This window comes from Devosia sp. A369 (genome assembly GCF_054489345.1).
In genome coordinates, this window is the sequence record NZ_JBTMWV010000027.1 from 22005 (window position 1) to 33553 (window position 11549).

At 61.0% G+C, this 11549-nt stretch carries 14 protein-coding genes; 4 read left to right on the plus strand and 10 right to left on the minus strand.

Annotated features, from left to right (window positions below):
• Nucleotides 1–116 precede the first annotated feature (116 nt).
• On the minus strand, nucleotides 117–668 hold the full coding sequence (locus ACX3OZ_RS19080) for a cysteine hydrolase family protein (protein ID WP_459105227.1): 552 nt from the start codon (nucleotides 666–668) through the stop codon (nucleotides 117–119).
• 89 nt (nucleotides 669–757) lie between these two features.
• Between ACX3OZ_RS19080 and ACX3OZ_RS19085 the strand changes: the two genes are divergently transcribed.
• Nucleotides 758–1681 (plus strand): GlxA family transcriptional regulator, encoded by a 924-nt coding sequence (locus tag ACX3OZ_RS19085; protein WP_459105228.1) that lies wholly within the window; start codon nucleotides 758–760, stop codon nucleotides 1679–1681.
• A gap of 272 nt (nucleotides 1682–1953) precedes the next feature.
• Here ACX3OZ_RS19085 and ACX3OZ_RS19090 read toward each other — a convergent pair whose 3' ends face one another.
• The 3 genes from ACX3OZ_RS19090 to ACX3OZ_RS19100 all read right to left on the minus strand — a co-directional run bounded on the left by ACX3OZ_RS19090 (nucleotide 1954) and on the right by ACX3OZ_RS19100 (nucleotide 4448).
• On the minus strand, nucleotides 1954–2319 hold the full coding sequence (locus ACX3OZ_RS19090) for a response regulator (protein ID WP_459105229.1): 366 nt from the start codon (nucleotides 2317–2319) through the stop codon (nucleotides 1954–1956).
• Nucleotides 2312–3364 (minus strand): HWE histidine kinase domain-containing protein, encoded by a 1053-nt coding sequence (locus tag ACX3OZ_RS19095; protein ID WP_459105230.1) that lies wholly within the window; start codon nucleotides 3362–3364, stop codon nucleotides 2312–2314. Before ACX3OZ_RS19095 ends, ACX3OZ_RS19090 begins: the two co-directional genes overlap by 8 nt.
• A gap of 403 nt (nucleotides 3365–3767) precedes the next feature.
• A complete protein-coding gene (locus ACX3OZ_RS19100) occupies nucleotides 3768–4448 on the minus strand; it encodes a DUF1236 domain-containing protein (RefSeq protein ID WP_459105231.1) in 681 nt (226 codons plus the stop codon).
• A 932-nt stretch (nucleotides 4449–5380) separates the two neighbouring features.
• Here ACX3OZ_RS19100 and ACX3OZ_RS19105 point away from each other — a divergent pair.
• Genes ACX3OZ_RS19105 through ACX3OZ_RS19115 form a run of 3 tightly spaced genes read left to right on the plus strand, consistent with a single transcriptional unit; the run spans nucleotide 5381 to nucleotide 7886 of the window.
• Entirely contained in the window at nucleotides 5381–5860 is a 480-nt protein-coding gene (locus ACX3OZ_RS19105; RefSeq protein WP_459105232.1) for a PepSY domain-containing protein, read from the plus strand.
• A gap of 2 nt (nucleotides 5861–5862) precedes the next feature.
• Nucleotides 5863–6525, plus strand: coding sequence for a response regulator transcription factor (locus tag ACX3OZ_RS19110; RefSeq protein ID WP_459105233.1), 663 nt, complete (start codon nucleotides 5863–5865; stop codon nucleotides 6523–6525).
• On the plus strand, nucleotides 6522–7886 hold the full coding sequence (locus ACX3OZ_RS19115; protein WP_459105234.1) for a sensor histidine kinase: 1365 nt from the start codon (nucleotides 6522–6524) through the stop codon (nucleotides 7884–7886). Before ACX3OZ_RS19110 ends, ACX3OZ_RS19115 begins: the two co-directional genes overlap by 4 nt.
• On the opposite strand, the gene ACX3OZ_RS19120 is transcribed toward ACX3OZ_RS19115, so the two are convergent.
• From ACX3OZ_RS19120 to ACX3OZ_RS19145, 6 genes are all read right to left on the minus strand, one after another.
• Entirely contained in the window at nucleotides 7858–8019 is a 162-nt protein-coding gene (locus tag ACX3OZ_RS19120; RefSeq protein ID WP_459105235.1) for a hypothetical protein, read from the minus strand. The two genes, ACX3OZ_RS19115 and ACX3OZ_RS19120, sit on opposite strands and share 29 nt — an antisense overlap.
• A 79-nt stretch (nucleotides 8020–8098) precedes the next feature.
• Nucleotides 8099–8269, minus strand: coding sequence for a hypothetical protein (locus ACX3OZ_RS19125; protein WP_459105236.1), 171 nt, complete (start codon nucleotides 8267–8269; stop codon nucleotides 8099–8101).
• Nucleotides 8270–8273: 4 nt separating this feature from the next.
• Nucleotides 8274–8477 (minus strand): hypothetical protein, encoded by a 204-nt coding sequence (locus ACX3OZ_RS19130; RefSeq protein WP_459105237.1) that lies wholly within the window; start codon nucleotides 8475–8477, stop codon nucleotides 8274–8276.
• A 181-nt stretch (nucleotides 8478–8658) separates the two neighbouring features.
• Nucleotides 8659–10032 (minus strand): DUF6600 domain-containing protein, encoded by a 1374-nt coding sequence (locus tag ACX3OZ_RS19135; protein WP_459105238.1) that lies wholly within the window; start codon nucleotides 10030–10032, stop codon nucleotides 8659–8661.
• A 145-nt stretch (nucleotides 10033–10177) separates the two neighbouring features.
• The gene (locus tag ACX3OZ_RS19140) at nucleotides 10178–10564 is read right to left on the minus strand and encodes a DUF1236 domain-containing protein (protein ID WP_459105239.1); all 387 of its coding nucleotides are present in this window, start codon (nucleotides 10562–10564) and stop codon (nucleotides 10178–10180) included.
• A gap of 718 nt (nucleotides 10565–11282) precedes the next feature.
• The coding region (locus tag ACX3OZ_RS19145) for a winged helix-turn-helix transcriptional regulator (protein ID WP_459105240.1) at nucleotides 11283–11549 on the minus strand (267 nt) is incomplete at its 5' end.

The following is an 11549-nucleotide window of genomic DNA, read 5'->3' on the forward strand; positions in this document are numbered from 1 at the left end:
CGGCTAAGTGATCGGACGATTCAATGCGTTGCCACCCTAGCCGACCGCCAAAAGTGGACTTAGTCCCACAGGGACCAAGTCTTGTGCTGGTCCTTTGGTCGGCACCAGCACCCTGTTCAAGAAGTCGGTGCCGACAGATCATCAGCGTTGACAATCTTGGCATAAGCGAAGCCCAACGCTGACATAAACGCGGCGTGCACTTGATCTGCTGAAACGGTCATGCCGTTGAACTCGACGTCTCGCGTAGCTGTCGCGTCCGTGACAACGGTAACATTGTAGCCGTAGTCCGCCGCAGCTCTGGCCGTCGCATCAATGCACATGTGGGTCATCGCCCCGACGATTACGACATCTTGAATGCCCTTTGCATCGAGCTGGGCCTTGAGGTCGGTATCCCGAAATGCGTTCGGGTAGTTCTTCACGACGACCTGCTCGCCGGCCTTCGGTTTAACTTCGGGAATGATCTCGGCTCCCGCTGATCCAGCAACAAAGAACGGAGCCCCTTCGGCGCTCTCATGGCGAACGTGAATGACTGGGATGCCCTTGGTACGGGCGTTGTTGATCACCCTGACGGCGTTTTGCACGGCGGCATCGACGCCAACCAGTGGCCAAGATCCGGATGCGAGATAATCATTTTGGAAGTCGATAACGACGACTGCTTGGTTGGTCATAGGTTTATCCTTTCAATTGCCTGTTTATGGACAGCGATCCGCGTCCGCGCTATTGGCGGGACCGACAAAATAGGGGGCGAAAACGACACATGGCTTACAGCGTCGACATTGGCCTGCTCGAGTACCCCGGCGCTCAGGAAGCTGCTCTGCTGGGGCTGACCGACCTGTTCGAGATTGCAAACCAGCCAAACAGACCGAAGCTGCGGGTAACCAGATGGCGTGCCGAGGGAGATCAATCGTCACCTGCTGTGGAAACTGGCACGCCAAGTGTGATCATCATACCGCCCGGAAAACGGGGGCCGGTTACTGCTGAAGTTGCCCGTCCTTTCGTCTCAGGCTTGAGGAAACTACACGCGAACGGCACCACAATAGCGTCCGTATGTGTCGGCGCTTTCATTCTGGGTGAAACCGGATTGCTGGACGGACGATCAGCGACAACGCACTGGGGAGCAGCCGAGGCATTTCGCAACCGTTTTCCAAAGGTCGCCCTCGGGGTTGATCGGCTGCTCATCGATGATGGTGACATCATCACCGCCGGTGGAATGATGGCATGGACGGACCTTGGCCTGAAGCTGGTCGACAGGTATCTGGGCACTGCTGCGATGATGGAGACCGCAGGTACTCTACTGATCGATCCTCCTGGCCGTGAACAGCGATACTACAGCTCTTTCGTGCCAACACTGAACCATGGCGATGCGGCTGTCCTAGGTGTGCAGCACAGGCTTCATGCGGAATTTGCAAACAGCAACAGCCTTGCAGATCTGGCCGGCAAATCAGGACTGGAGGAGAGAACCTTTCTGCGTCGGTTTCGGAAGGCGACAAACATGACCGCGACCGAATATCTTCAGAGATTTCGCGTCAACAAAGCCCGCGAAATGCTCCAGTTCGGCGCCGACCCAGTCGAAGCAATTGCATGGGCTGTCGGCTACAGTGATGCCAGTGCCTTCCGAAAAGTGTTTGTAAACGTCGTGGGCTTGTCACCGTCTGAATATCGCCGGCGATTTCGCGCGTAGTGCGTCTGCGCTTAGCTCCAGGCGGCCTTAGTTGCCAATCCAGGTCGCGCCCGAAGGGCCCAACTAACGTCCGCTTTCCTGTGCCTCGATCCAAAACCGGACAGGCCGGAAGCCACCCCACAGCGGCTGATACCGACCCCATATCGGTCATTGACATCAACTTCGTTGTTTTTTTTCGCGAGAGCCGACATCGTTGCTGGCGACATTAGAGGCTGCCTCGCTCCATTTGCGGCCATCCCAATGGGCGTGCTGAACGGCCCGAATCCACCCAATCAGCGAGAGAGGAGCCGCGTGAGGATGGCGGTCAGTTCTTCGAAGCTGAACGGCTTGCGAAGAACTGGTGTGTTGGCGGGGTCTGACAGCATGCCATGGCTGTTGTTACCAGTGCAGTAGATGAACGGCACGCCCCGCGCGGCGAGCGCGTCCGCCACTTTCACGCTGTCGTCACCATTCAGGTTCATGTCCAGCATCGCCGCGTCGAAGACATGCTCTTCGATCGACGCGAGGGCTTTGTCAATTGTGGCGGCGGCGGTCACTGACTCGCACCCGAGATCAGCCAGCATGTCTTCGATCATCAGGAGGACCAGCATTTCATCCTCGACGACGAGGACGCGGCGGCCAGACAGCAAATCATCCATTGCGCGGTGCCGGTGCGGGAATGTCCATGCTGCAGACCAATCCCTCTTTGCGGTAGTCGAGATGCACGACACCCTCCAGTTCGTAAGCCAGGCCCCGCTCGATCACGCGAGAGCCGAACCCTTTGCGCATGGGGGGCGCGACGGGCGGGCCACCCTTCTCCCGCCACTGTAACATCAATCGTCTGCCGTCGGTTCTCGGCTCGATGCTCCATTCGATTTCGACGGCCCCCATTGCGTTAGAAAACGCGCCGTACTTAACGGCATTGGTCGCAAGCTCGTTGAATGCAATTCCGAACGCCAGAGCGGCTTTGGGCGGAAACCGGATGTTCTCTCCCTTGATCGTAAGGCGTTCCGCCCGGCCGTCGGCGATCCCGAACGGTTCGAGGGCGTCATTGAGCACGTCCACCAGCCCTGCGCTTTTCCAGTTCTCCCGGGTCAGCAGATCGTGCGAGCGGGAAAGCGCGAATAACCTGGTCTCGATGGCTTCCCGTATCACCTTGGGATCAGAATTTGTCCGCGATGCCTGCCAAACGATCGACTGCACCGTTGCAAGCGTGTTTTTCACCCGGTGGTTCAATTCGTCGATGAGCATCTTGGACTCGGTCTGTTCCTGCTTGTGTCTCGTGACATCGACGAAGGAGGCGAAATACTGGACGATTTCTTCTTCCTCGTCGCGGACCGGGCTAATGAAGACGGCGGCCCAGAAAGCACTGCCATCCTTGCGACGATATTGGATTTCGGCGCCTCCCTCCGAATGCCCCTTGAACTCGCTCTCGATCTTGGTCAGCGCCGCGGCATCTGCACCGCGCTCCACCAGAAAACTGAAATCCTGGCCGAGCACCTCGTCCCTGGTGTATCCGGTCAGGGCGAGAAAAGCGTCGTTTGCGAATATGATCGGGTGGCCGGGTTCCTTCGCATCCGTGAACGCCATGGCCATCCGTGTTTCTTCGGCGGCGACCACGAACGGGCCAAGATCGTCTCGGAAGCTTTCAACGTCGGCTTCGGCAGCCTTCTGCCCTTTGGACTTGTTGGTTATTTTCGGCATGCTTGGAATGTAATCCGAGTACCGGGCCAATGCGTCGACCCATTGAAATCCAACGGTAGCAACATCGCACGTGCGGAGCGTCAGTACAAATCGTATGGCGGAGATGAGGCGGCCTGACCACGCCACGCGACGGCACTCCGTGCAAGGCGGAAGACTGCCGCCAAGGTGCCCGCACCCCCGAACCAACGGCTCCATCGCTCCCTCCCCCTCGCGGGGAGGGTGGCGGCTCCTGCAATATCAAGGGCAATGTGAACACAAGGGGCGAGCGCGTCTATCATGTGATGACAGCCTGCCATCAGCGGGACACAGAGAGTGCAAGCAGTCCTTGAGCAAGGTTCATTTTAGGACCTCTTGAGACAGGGGAATGAAGTGGCCGACCGGTTAAACCGGCCAGCCTCCAAGTTCAGCGAACTACGTACACGATCTGACGCGTGTGAGGGTCGACCAGGACAGGTTGGCCGTTGATGTAGACGTACTGATACTCGTAATCCGGAATGGCCTTCAGGGTGACGGTATCGGGAACGCCTGCGCCAATCACCACTTCGCCCTCCAAATAGACTGGATCGATTGGGTTCGAGGTAACATAGGTCCGGGCAACCTCCGGCGGGTCGATCACAGCGCCGACGGTAGCACCACTGCTGGCGCCAATTGCGCCACCAATGGCCGCGCCGACAGGACCGCCGACCAACGCTCCGACGATTGCGCCGCCAGTAGCGCCCGCCACAGCGCCGCCGGCCGCCGCATCACTCCCCTCAAAGGTGACCGTGGCGAGACCTACATCGGGGTATCTCTCGGTAAGGACGACCAGCTCACCCGAAAGGTCGGCCGTGAGGTAGTCGGAGTACGACCAGCCGGTGACTCCATCATAGATCACGCGGCACCACTTGCTGCCTTCGAGGCACCCGTCGACGGTCGCTGAATCACCCGAAGCGATGAAGCCCACAGAGGCATATTGCGGGCCTGGGCCGGAACGGATGTTGAGGTCTGCGGTGGCCGTTGCCGAAGCACTTTGAGCCAGGGCGGTACCGGCGAATGCGGTTGTTGCCATAGCTGCGACCGTAGCGAAAGTCAGAAGCTTGTTCATTGGAGCTCTCCTTGTCGACGTCACCTGGGTGACGCGCAGCTGAGTTTGGTTTTGTGATTGTTCAGCTGACACCCTAACTGCCTAAGCGGGCGGATTGTTCCGGTAAGTACTTATTTTTACTATGACAAATGACCAGCCGGACGCGTAAGCGTATTGTAAGGCCCGGCTGCCTTTGGCTTCCAAGGCGGTATCTCAGACTTCGGGAGGCTGGCTATTCTAACTCCAGCACAATGCCATACTTTGACGCCGGCTCTCCGAACTCTCCGCTGACCACGTCCGCCGACCTCAAGCACGTGATTGGGCCGTCACAGGTGCCGAGCGCGACGGAACGTAGCGGCGCGATGGCAGCTTGGTTGCTCGCGCGCCCAGAAGCTGCGGGTCTGGAAACGGCCCCGAAATGGACGAACGTCGAATGCCTTCTGTGGATGGCCCCCGCATTGCAAGAGATAATTCGACGTTCTGGCGCGTTGGTCGGGTGCAGTCTTCTGTCCAGCCTGTTGATGCAGCTATTGGAGACTGCTGGCCCTGATGCGGTCGGCGAACAAGGTCCCATCGACCAAGGGGAGATGGCAGTGCTGCCTGGCCGTTTCGGAGGTGGTCTTTGCGGCGGCCTTGGACATGTTTGCCGATGAAGCCATCCGTCTCAGTTCTCGCCAGCAGTTCGGCAAAATCTGGCAGAACGTTTTCATCTGGTCCAAGTCGGCTTCCCGCTAACCTGTGGGAACGTTCGATGACCCCATCGCATAGAGGCTGACGGCATCGACAACGCGGGGGGCGGTGTATTGTCGATGCCGGCCACCTATTACTGACGATCGGGAAACGGCATGGGATCTCGGGCGTCAAGGAGGGAAGCTAACAGACGGCCACTGATGGAACCGTGACGGTGGTTGTCAGCGTTTTGTCAGCCTAAAGCGTCTATTGCAGTAGCTATCATGAATCCGAACGTCGCCTTCGCATTAGTGCTTGTTGTCGCATTGGCCGTCTCGCCGCCCGGTTGGGCTCAGGGACAGGGCAATGGCAATGGCAATGCGAACGCCAATGCCAACGCGAATGTAAATGCGGGCCTGACTGCGGGTGCAGGCCTGGTCACGAACGGAAATCAGGGTGGCCCCGCTAACGGGGCCGCCATCGGTGCTGGGCAGGGCGGCGCGCCGGTGGCCGCTGACCAAGGCGGCGGTGCCATTGAGGAGCTGTCTGAAAGCGAGGTGTTGGCCGCGGTGGAAGCCGGCCGGGCCGTATCGCTGTCGACCATTCTGCCCGACATAAGGAGCCGGACCGGGGGCGAGGTGATCAATGCGCAGCTGCAGCAGGTGGGGGCCTTCCTGCTTTATGCAGTGACGGTGCTGACGCCCGCCGGCAAGGTGGCTACCGAATATTACTATGCCCGCTCGGGCCTGCACGTGGAGAATTAGCGATGCGGGTGCTGATCGCCGAGGATGACGACAGGATCGCCGAGACCCTCACCACCGCGCTGCGCAAGGCGGGGTTCGGAGTGGAGCGCGAACGCGATGGCGAGGTAGCGTGGTTTCGCGGCGATACCGAGGCCTATGACGCCATCGTGCTGGACCTTGGCCTGCCGCAGATCGATGGCCTTACCATCCTCAAGCGCTGGCGCAGCGCGGGCCGGCTGGCGCCGGTGCTCATCCTGACGGCAAGGGGGCAGTGGGAGGAGCGTGTGGATGGCATAGAGGCGGGCGCGGACGACTATGTGGTCAAGCCCTTCCACGTCCAGGAAATCGTGGCGCGCCTCCGCGCTTTGGTGCGCAGGGCCAATGGCCTGGCGTCCTCGCGCATCGCGTTCGGCAAGTATCTGCTGGACCTGCGGACCATGGAAGTCACCGCCGATGGCGTGCCCATGGAGCTGACGCCGCAGGAATTCAAGCTGGTCTCCTATCTAGTGCATCGGCGCGGCCAGGTCATTTCGCAGCTGGAAATCACCGAGCATATCTACAACCAGGACTATGAGCGGGATTCCAACGCGGTGGAGGTTCTCGTTGCCCGGGTGCGCAAGCGGCTGGGGGCGGATGTCATCAAGACCAGGCGTGGCTTCGGATACGCGCTGGGTGATGGATTTTGACCCTCCATTCGCTCCGTCTGCGCATGATGGGGCTGGCCGTCATCTGGGTCGCGGTGTCGCTGATCGCCGCAGGGATCGCCCTGCAATACCTGTTCAGCGTCAATATCGAGCGTTCCAGTCGCGAGGATATGGAGGCCGCCCTGGCGCGGCTCGCGGCCGTTATCGTGCCGTCGACCGAGGTGCCGAGCCTCAATATGCCACTGCCCGATCCCAGATACGAGACCCCGTTCGGCGGCCGCTACTGGCAGATCGAGGCGCTCGATAGCGGCCAGATCGCCCGCTCCCGCTCGCTGTGGGATTTCGTCATCTCGGCGCCCGGTGCGGACAATGTGGTCCACCACCAGGAAGGACCGGATGGCCGGCATCTGATCCTGCTGACCCGCCTGCTGGAGATCGAAGACGCCGCCGGCTCGCGGACTTTCCTGGTTACGGTGGGGCAGGACCATGGTCCCATTCACGAGGCGACGCAGCAGTTCGCCACGGACGCGACGCAGGTGCTGCTGTTGCTGGGAGGCCTGATCATCATTGCCTCCTGGCTGCAGATCAAGCTGGGACTGTCGCCTCTCCGGCGGATGCAACGCGCCATCGAGACGGTCCGCAATGGCGATGCCGAGCGGCTCGAGGGGGTGTTTCCCAGCGAGCTCGGCCCGCTGGTGCAGGAGGTGAACGGCCTGCTGGACGCCCGCGAGGTCATGATGGAGCGCGCCCGGTCGCGGGCGGCCGATCTGGCTCATGGCCTCAAGACGCCGCTCGCCGCCGTGCATGGCATAGCTGAACGGCTGCGCGAAAAGGGCAAGGAGGCGGAGGCCAACCTGCTGCAGGATCTCAGCTTCGAAATGTCGGAGCGCGTCGACTATCAGATGCGGCTGGCGGCCCTGCGGGTGCGCACCTCCGCCCATTCTACGCGCTCGTCGCTGAACACCGCCGTCATCCGGACGCTGACCGTGCTGAAGAAGACTGGGCGGGGGGAAAGCTTGCATTGGATCGCCGAGCTGTCGGATGATTGCTGGGTCGACGTGCATAGGCAGGACCTGATGGAACTGGTGGGCATTACCCTGGAGAATGCCGCCAAATGGGCCTCGAGCCGGATCATCATTCGCAGCATGCGCGAGGCCGACAATGCCGTGCTGGAGATCTGCGACGATGGCCCGGGCATTGCCGAAGACCAGCTGAAATTGCTGGGCACGAGGGGCGTGCGCCTCGATCAGACGTTGCCAGGCACCGGGCTGGGCCTGGCCATTGCCGCCGACATTCTCGAGATGAACCAGGGCAGCGTGCGCTTCAGCCGAGACCAAGCGGGCGGATTGATCGTGACCATTACCCTGCCGCTGGTCAAACCCGGTTCGCCGGCGCCGATCTAGACGCCGAAATCATGGCCGGCTCGATGCCGGACGTGGCCCTGATCGTTTCGTCACTGCCCAGTGTACTGGCGATGAGGCCTGCTGCGGCGAGGCTGGCCAGGATCAAGCTGGCGAAGAGAATGAGCGTAATCATGTCTTCCATCCCGACGATTGCTGAGTGGAGAGGGGCGCCCGGTTGAGATGGTTGCCACCCCAACCGGGCGCATGGAGTGTTACTGCGCCTCGACCGACGGGGCGGCGGCCCCTGGCGGCAGGAAATCGGTTAGAGTCTGGATGCCGCCGATATCCATCTGCGGCGTGAACAGCAGCACGGCAAGCGTGACCAACACGGCGATCCTGGCGAATGCGGCGCGCTTCCGGCGTGAGCGGGTAGCAAGCATCATCGGATTACTCCGTCACGGTGACATTGGGGAGGTCGACATTGATCGAGTCCCCATTGCTCGAAATACCACCATTGACCAGCCAGAGAATGAGCAGCACGGCGATCACCACGGCAATGATGACGCCGATAATGCCAAAGGGGTTGCCGCCGCCGACCACGACGGTTTCGTCCGGGGTGCGCTCTACGATGGTCTCTCGTTCGATGGGCATGTGAGCCTCCGTTGCTTGGTTGAGAGTTCAATGCCGGGGCGGCCACAAGGTTGCTTACACTATTGATTTTAAACATTAAAACACGCCTCAACTGGCTGTCAGGCGTTTGTAAGGTCGGCCTTGGCCAGCCACAGAAAAAAGGGCGGCCCGGAGGCCGCCCTTCATCGCGTTTTGCTTTTTGCTATTGCTGGGCAGGGTGCTCGCCGGGCAGAATCGGGCACTTGCCATCAACCATGACTTCGACGGGGCAGAGCGGCTTCTCGGGCGCCGCTGCCTCGCCTGGTTCGACGGCTTCGGCGTCGGCTGGCGCTTCAGCCGGAGCAGCCTCAGGCTCAGGCGCGCGAGCCGCCTCAGGCTCAGGTGCCGGGGCAGACTCGGGAGCCGCTTCGGCGGGCGCTGCATCGGCGGGTGCGGCGTCCGGTGCCGCTTCGGCCGGTGCTGCCGGATCGGCAGCGGGGTCAGCAGCGGCAGGCTGCTCCTCTCCCGGGATGGGCGGGCACTTGCCGTCGACCATTGCTTCGGGCGGGCACAAGGGCTGGTCGCCAGCGGCAGGCTGCTCGGGGGCAGCTTCATCGGCCGGGGCCGCGGCATCGGGCTGATCAGCAGGGGCTGCTTCGCCTTCGGCCGGGGCAGCCGCTGGCTGGTCCGCAGCCGGTTGCTCGGCGGCGGGTTCAACTGCGGCGTCGGGGCTGGCCACCACCTCGCCTTCGGCTGGAGCTGCGGGAGCCTCGGCGCCGGCCCCGGTGTCTTCGGGCAGGTCAGCGGTAGCACCGGCAGTGCCGCCTTCGGTTTCGATTGTGGCAGCCGCATCGGCCTCCTCAACCGCTTCAGGCGGAGCGACTTCTTCGGTGGGCTCGGCAATGTCCTGATCGAAGATGGCGATCGTCTGGGCGTCGACGTCCACTAACTGGGCCGACGGCTCTTCGGCCTCCTGCGGCTGGTAGATGATGATTTCCTGGTTGATGGTCTGCTCGATATAGGTGATGTCGATCACGTTATTGATCACCAGGTCGCCCTCAATAACGACGGGACCGAGGAACTGGGTCTGGGCGTAATAGTCCGGTTGCTGGCTGCCAAGGATGATGTTGACCGAGAGGTCCGGCTCGACAAACCGTTCGGTGGGCACATAGACCCAGTAGCCCTCGGGCAGATCGCGGCGCGACACTTCGAGCGATACGGCGAATCCATCACCTTCCGGCGGCAGCGGAGCCCAACCGACGATGGTATCGCTTCGGCGCCAACTAACCCAGGCTGGAGCCCATTTGGTGCCTGGCACCCAGCACCAGCCGAGTTCCTGGTCGGGGAACCAGCGGCCATAGTGATAGGTGGCCCAGGCGAAGGGCTCGTCGGAAGCGAAGTACCAGCCGCGGTCTTCGACATAGAGCCAGCGGCCATGGCTATAGGGGCGCCAGGCCGTGTCGACGCCGGTGGGGCAGAAGACGTAATTGTGCCGGGCGTGGCGGACCCAGATGCCGTGCGGCTCGAGCTGGTCGAAGAACAGCTGGAAGCTGACGCTGGCGGATTGGGCCTGGGCAGCCGTGACGCCAAGCGGCATGCCGGGCGACAATGCTGTGAGGGGAAGACAAAGCGTTGCGAGCGCGACGCCCGCGAGAAGTCGGGACTTTAACATGGAAAAAACCTCATTTGTTGTCGCCCCCCGGCAAGACGACGGCCGCCCGTCGGGCGGCCGCAAGGCAGGTTCAGTCGGCTTCGACTGCCACGACGACACCGGGCGAATAGGCCACGGTGCGGTCACTCAGATTGACGAAATAGACGCGGTCATTGGTGTAGAAATAACCGTAGGTCGCGTCGCCTTCGATAGGATGGAGCTCGATCTCGGCGGGCACCGCGAAGCCGACGTCGACGTCGCCCTCGATGACCACCGGCTCGGTGGGGTTGAGGCGGACATATTCGACGGAACTGGCCTCTACGCCCGCCGCGGCACCGGTGAACCCGCCGACCACGGCGCCGGTGATGCCGCCGGCCGCGCCACCGACAACTGCTCCGGCTGCGTCGGCGGACTGAGCATAGGAAATAGTTGGAATGCTCAGCATTGCTATGGTCGCAATTCCAGTGAGCAATTTCATTGCGGCTCTCCATTTTCGAAGCAGGGAGGTGGAGAGAAAATGAAATAGATTAGATATCGTTCCTTAAATAGATGTATTACATCTAGCTTTCAGCAAAAGTAATGGATTTGTAAGATTGGGAGTGCCAGTATACTTTCCAAACATTATCCGCTGTGACTTCGGAAAGTGCGGAAATGAATGGGTAGATCGCCGCTCTGCCAGATTAGGCCCTAGATGGACATCGGCTCACAAACGGCAGTGCGATCAGCTCAGCCGACGGCTCGACGTACGCCGAAGCGCGCGTCAACACTCTTCTGCCAGGTGGCAGGTCACGCCCTCTGGCGGCGAGGGCAACAGCGAGGTGATAGCCTTTGTCTCAGGGCTTTCATCCCAGCGTGTCGGCCGTCAGCACCCGTGGCACAGATTTGAGGTTGAGATTTAAGGAGGGTTTTGGTCTCGTCATCTGACGAAGGAACCAAGATAACCACCAAATCCTCGAACACCAAAAAGCCTGCCGCGCAGGTGGTGAAGGACATTCGCCGAGCGCCCCGACTGATGCCAAGTATCACATGACCTCTTTCTAGCGCGTCCATCCAGAAGCGGACGGGCGGCTTACCACCCCAGAATCGCCAGGCTGCTGCCGACCCCCAAGTCGGACATTCGGGCCCCGACGGCGAATGATCGGAATCTGCCATTCGGTAGGTCAGCCACGTCCGGCCAGTCAGGAACAGACCGTTCTCTAACTTCCTGCGCCAGTGGCATCGGAGTTCCTTTGGAGGGCCCAGTCGATAAGCGCTTCCATGGCAGGGCCAAGTGCCTTTCCAAGCTCGCTAAGGCCATATTCTACCTTCGGGGGCACCTCCGGGTAGGCAGTGCGCGTAACAATGCCGTCCTTTTCCAGTTCCTTGAGCTGCTGGATTAGCATCTTCTGGTTCACCCCTTCGACCCGACGCTCGAGTTCGGAAAACCGCAGTGGACCGTGCGCGGCGAACAGCTGACATATGAT

Excerpts from the sequence above, each read along its gene's own strand:
- ACX3OZ_RS19100 (WP_459105231.1), bottom strand. The coding sequence starts at position 4,448 with ATGAACAAGCTTCTGACTTTCGCTACGGTCGCAGCTATGGCAACAACC.
- ACX3OZ_RS19080 (WP_459105227.1), bottom strand. The coding sequence starts at position 668 with ATGACCAACCAAGCAGTCGTCGTTATCGACTTCCAAAATGATTATCTC.
- ACX3OZ_RS19090 (WP_459105229.1), bottom strand. The coding sequence starts at position 2,319 with ATGGATGATTTGCTGTCTGGCCGCCGCGTCCTCGTCGTCGAGGATGAA.
- ACX3OZ_RS19125 (WP_459105236.1), bottom strand. The coding sequence starts at position 8,269 with ATGATGCTTGCTACCCGCTCACGCCGGAAGCGCGCCGCATTCGCCAGG.
- ACX3OZ_RS19120 (WP_459105235.1), bottom strand. The coding sequence starts at position 8,019 with ATGATTACGCTCATTCTCTTCGCCAGCTTGATCCTGGCCAGCCTCGCC.
- ACX3OZ_RS19085 (WP_459105228.1), top strand. The coding sequence starts at position 758 with ATGGCTTACAGCGTCGACATTGGCCTGCTCGAGTACCCCGGCGCTCAG.
- ACX3OZ_RS19095 (WP_459105230.1), bottom strand. The coding sequence starts at position 3,364 with ATGCCGAAAATAACCAACAAGTCCAAAGGGCAGAAGGCTGCCGAAGCC.
- ACX3OZ_RS19140 (WP_459105239.1), bottom strand. The coding sequence starts at position 10,564 with ATGAAATTGCTCACTGGAATTGCGACCATAGCAATGCTGAGCATTCCA.
- ACX3OZ_RS19135 (WP_459105238.1), bottom strand. The coding sequence starts at position 10,032 with ATGCCGCTTGGCGTCACGGCTGCCCAGGCCCAATCCGCCAGCGTCAGC.
- ACX3OZ_RS19105 (WP_459105232.1), top strand. The coding sequence starts at position 5,381 with ATGAATCCGAACGTCGCCTTCGCATTAGTGCTTGTTGTCGCATTGGCC.
- ACX3OZ_RS19110 (WP_459105233.1), top strand. The coding sequence starts at position 5,863 with ATGCGGGTGCTGATCGCCGAGGATGACGACAGGATCGCCGAGACCCTC.
- ACX3OZ_RS19130 (WP_459105237.1), bottom strand. The coding sequence starts at position 8,477 with ATGCCCATCGAACGAGAGACCATCGTAGAGCGCACCCCGGACGAAACC.